The sequence below is a fragment of the Pseudomonas sp. 18.1.10 genome (genome assembly GCF_024655625.1).
Classification (GTDB): domain Bacteria; phylum Pseudomonadota; class Gammaproteobacteria; order Pseudomonadales; family Pseudomonadaceae; genus Aquipseudomonas.
Genome location: NZ_JANLGL010000370.1, coordinates 1 through 3,211 on the forward strand (window position 1 = coordinate 1; position 3,211 = coordinate 3,211).

General features: G+C 62.1%; 2 protein-coding genes. Both read left to right on the forward strand.

Annotation, left to right across the window (positions count from 1 at the left end):
* Positions 1-242 precede the first annotated feature (242 nt).
* A complete protein-coding gene (locus tag NUV89_RS28725; RefSeq protein WP_257783979.1) occupies positions 243-2,339 on the forward strand; it encodes a bifunctional diguanylate cyclase/phosphodiesterase in 2,097 nt (698 codons plus the stop codon).
* Positions 2,340-2,393: 54 nt separating this feature from the next.
* Positions 2,394-3,140, forward strand: coding sequence for an SDR family oxidoreductase (locus NUV89_RS28730; protein ID WP_257783980.1), 747 nt, complete (start codon positions 2,394-2,396; stop codon positions 3,138-3,140).
* The last annotated feature ends 71 nt before the right edge of the window (positions 3,141-3,211 follow it).

Genomic DNA, 3,211 nt, shown 5'->3' on the forward strand with positions numbered 1-3,211 from the left:
CACCAGATGAGTAGCTGACCCACCGCCTTCGCGAGCAAGCCCGCTCCCACACAAGCCAGCTCCCACATTTGGACTCAAACAGGTCCGGTATTTGAGGGGCCTTTTGAGTCAGCCGATTGGCGTCAAAAAGGCAGTGATGGCTATACGCTAATATTTCAACTGTACAAGAATCTTTCTCGCTACAATCGCCCGCTTTGCCACCTGGCACGGGCTTTTCAGGCCCGTCAGTCTTGAGAAGTCCCATGCTAATCGGTAGCTATTCTCCCTCGCTGGTCGTGATCTCCCTGTTCGTTGCGATCCTCGCGTCCTATACCGCGCTGGACCTGGCCGGTCGCATCGCGACGGCCAAGGGCCGCGCGGTGTTTTACTGGATGAGCGGCGGGGCCTTGGCCATGGGCGTGGGCGTGTGGTCCATGCACTTTATCGGCATGCTCGCGCTGCGCTTGCCGTTTGCCCTGGGCTTTGACGTTGGCATCACCGCGTTGTCGTTGCTGATCGCGGTGCTGTCCTGCGGTTTTGCGTTATGGCTGGTCAACCAGCCGCACTTGCCGGCCTGGCAGCTGGCGTTTGGCGCGCTGGTCATGGGCGCGGGCATCAGCAGCATGCACTACCTCGGCATGGCCGCGATGCGCATGACCCCCGGCATCGACTATGACCCGACACTGTTCAGCGCATCGTTGTTGATTGCGGTGGTGGCGTCCGGCGCGGCGTTGTGGATTGCGTTCCACCTGCGGCGCAACACCCCTTACGTGCGCCTGATGCGCGGCGGTGCAGCGGTGGTGATGGGGCTGGCCATCGTCGGCATGCACTACACCGGCATGGCAGCCGCACAATTTGCCGACGAAAGCTACTGCGGCGCAGCGTTGTCGGGTTTGAGTGGCAAGGGCCTGGACAACCTGGTGGTGGTCACCAGCCTGGCGGTCTTGGTGATTGCCTTGCTGACCTCGGTGCTGGACGCACGCCTGGAGGCGCGCACCGCGGTGCTGGCGGATTCCCTGAGTCTGGCCAACCAGGAACTGACCCACCTGGCCCTGCACGACACCCTGACCGGGCTGCCCAATCGCACCTTGCTCGCCGACCGGATTCAGCAGGCCATGCAAGCGGTCAACGAGAAGGGCGGCTGTTTTGCCCTGATGTTTATCGACCTCGACGGCTTTAAACCGGTCAACGATGCCTTCGGCCACCACATGGGCGACCAATTGCTGCGTGAAGTCGGCCTGCGCCTGCGCGAAGACCTGCGCAGCCAGGACACCCTGGCGCGCATCGGCGGCGATGAGTTTGTGTTGCTGGTGCGCCTGACCCAGCCCGACGATGCGCTGCGCCTCGCCGAGCGCCAGGTGGGCCTGGTCAACCGCGCGTTCAAGGTGGCCGAACATGAGCTGAAGATTTCCGCGAGCGTGGGCATTGCGATCTTCCCCGGCAACGGCGGCAACCCCCAGGAACTGCTGATGAACGCCGACGCCGCGATGTACCACGCCAAGGGCATGGGGAAGAACGGCTACAGCTTCTTCGACGTGTCGATGAACACCAATGCGCGCAAGCAACTACAGCTGTTGCAGGACTTGCGCAACGCCGTCGAGCAACAGCAGTTTTGCCTGCATTACCAACCCAAGTTCGATGCCGTCAGTGGTATTCCGGTGGGCGCCGAAGCGCTGTTGCGCTGGGAGCATCCGCAGCAAGGCTTGCTGTTGCCGGCGACGTTTATCGAATTGGCGGAAAAGACCGGGCTGATTATTCCCATCGGCGAGTGGGTGCTCAACGAAGCCTGTCGCCAGATGCGCCTGTGGTATGCCCAGGGTTATGAAGACTGGCGCATCGCCGTGAACCTGTCGGCGATGCAGTTCTGTCACGCCGGGCTGGTCAAGAGCGTGGCCTCGGCCCTGGACCGTCACCAATTGCCGGCCAACAGCCTGACCCTGGAAATCACTGAAACCACCGCCATGAGCGACGCCGATGCAAGCATGACGGTGTTGCAGCTGCTGTCGGACATGGGCGTCGACCTGTCCATCGATGACTTCGGTACCGGTTATTCCAGCCTGATGTACCTCAAGCGCCTGCCGGCCAACGAGCTGAAGATCGACCGTGGTTTCGTGCGTGACCTGGAACACGACGGCGATGATGCGGCCATCGTCTCGGCCATCGTCGCCCTCGGCCACGCCCTGGGGTTGCGCATCGTCGCTGAAGGGGTGGAGACCGATGTGCAGCAGAATTTCCTCACACGCCTCGGCTGCAATTCCCTGCAGGGCTACCTGCTCGGCCACCCGTTGCCGGCGGAGCGTTTCATGGCCGACATCCAGCGCGCCGAAGAACTCGCGGCGCCTGACAAAAGCGTAGGCTGACGGGTATTCTTGGATCCAACCCTAAACACTCGGTTGGATCAGGAGACCACGCCCATGGACAAAGTCGTCATCATCACCGGAGGCAGCCGCGGGATCGGCGCCGAGACGGCCTTGCTGGCTGCGCGCCAGGGCTATCGTATCTGCATCAATTTCCAGTCCGACGAGGCCGCTGCCCACCGTGTGCTGGAGCAGGTCCGCGCGCTGGGTGCGCAGGCTATCGCGGTGCGGGCCGATGTCAGCATCGAAGATGAAGTGATCGCGTTGTTCAATCGTGTCGATGCCGAGTTGGGGCGCGTCACGGCGCTGGTGAATAACGCCGGTACCGTGGGGCACAAGTCGCGAGTCGATGAGATGTCCGAGTTCCGTATTCTCAAGATCATGAAAACCAATGTGCTGGGGCCGATACTGTGCGCCAAGCACGCGGTGCTGCGCATGTCGCCCAAACATGGCGGGCAGGGCGGCAGTATCGTCAACGTGTCGTCGGTGGCGGCGCGCCTGGGGTCGCCGGGTGAGTACGTGGATTACGCTGCGTCCAAGGGTGCGCTGGATACGTTCACCATTGGCCTGTCCAAGGAAGTGGCGGGAGAAGGTATCCGCGTGAACGCGGTGCGTCCGGGTTATATCTTTACCGACTTCCACGCCTTGAGCGGCGACCCGGACCGGGTCAGCAAATTGGAGTCGGGTATTCCCATGGCTCGTGGCGGGCGCCCGGATGAGGTGGCGGAGGCGATTGTCTGGTTGTTGTCGGATAAGGCGTCGTATGCCACGGGGACGTTTCTGGATCTGGGCGGCGGTCGCTGATTTTGTATTGACTGTGCTGACGCCTTCGCGAGCAAGCCCGCTCCCACATTTTGGAATGCATTCCAACTGTG